Source organism: Pseudoalteromonas sp. S1612 (assembly GCF_005887175.1).
GTDB lineage: Bacteria > Pseudomonadota > Gammaproteobacteria > Enterobacterales > Alteromonadaceae > Pseudoalteromonas > Pseudoalteromonas undina.
The window spans coordinates 1-424 of record NZ_PNDH01000065.1 but is presented as its reverse complement, the minus strand read 5'-3'; the positions used below and the strand labels follow the sequence as shown (position 1 = coordinate 424).

At 41.5% G+C, this 424-nt stretch carries 2 tRNA genes; both read right to left on the bottom strand.

The features are described from left to right. Nucleotides 1-111: 111 nt before the first annotated feature. A tRNA-Ala gene (locus CWB78_RS17520) sits at nt 112-187 on the bottom strand. Nucleotides 188-298: 111 nt separating this feature from the next. Then, nucleotides 299-375: transfer RNA gene (locus CWB78_RS17515), tRNA-Ile, on the bottom strand. Nucleotides 376-424: the final 49 nt, after the last annotated feature.

The following is a 424-nucleotide window of genomic DNA, read 5'->3' as shown; positions in this document are numbered from 1 at the left end:
TTTCCAAATTTTTAAAGAGCAGAGAATCAAAAACTTCTCAAAATTAAACACACTCTATTCTCAGGTGATTGTGCTACCCGATAAAAGAATATTTATTTTTAAGAAGTAAAGTGGTGGAGCTAAGCAGGATCGAACTGCTGACCTCCTGCGTGCAAGGCAGGCGCTCTCCCAGCTGAGCTATAGCCCCACATATGCTGGTCTTACTGTTTGTATACCGACTTCTTTTTAAGACGAGGCGTAAGTTGAGGCCGTTTATTTTACTAAACAACGAAGCTTACAACGAAGTATTAAGAAGAAGTGGTGGGTCTGAGTAGATTTGAACTACCGACCTCACCCTTATCAGGGGTGCGCTCTAACCAGCTGAGCTACAGACCCAAACAATAAGTGTTGTTCTCTTTACAATTAACAATCATCTGTGTGGACA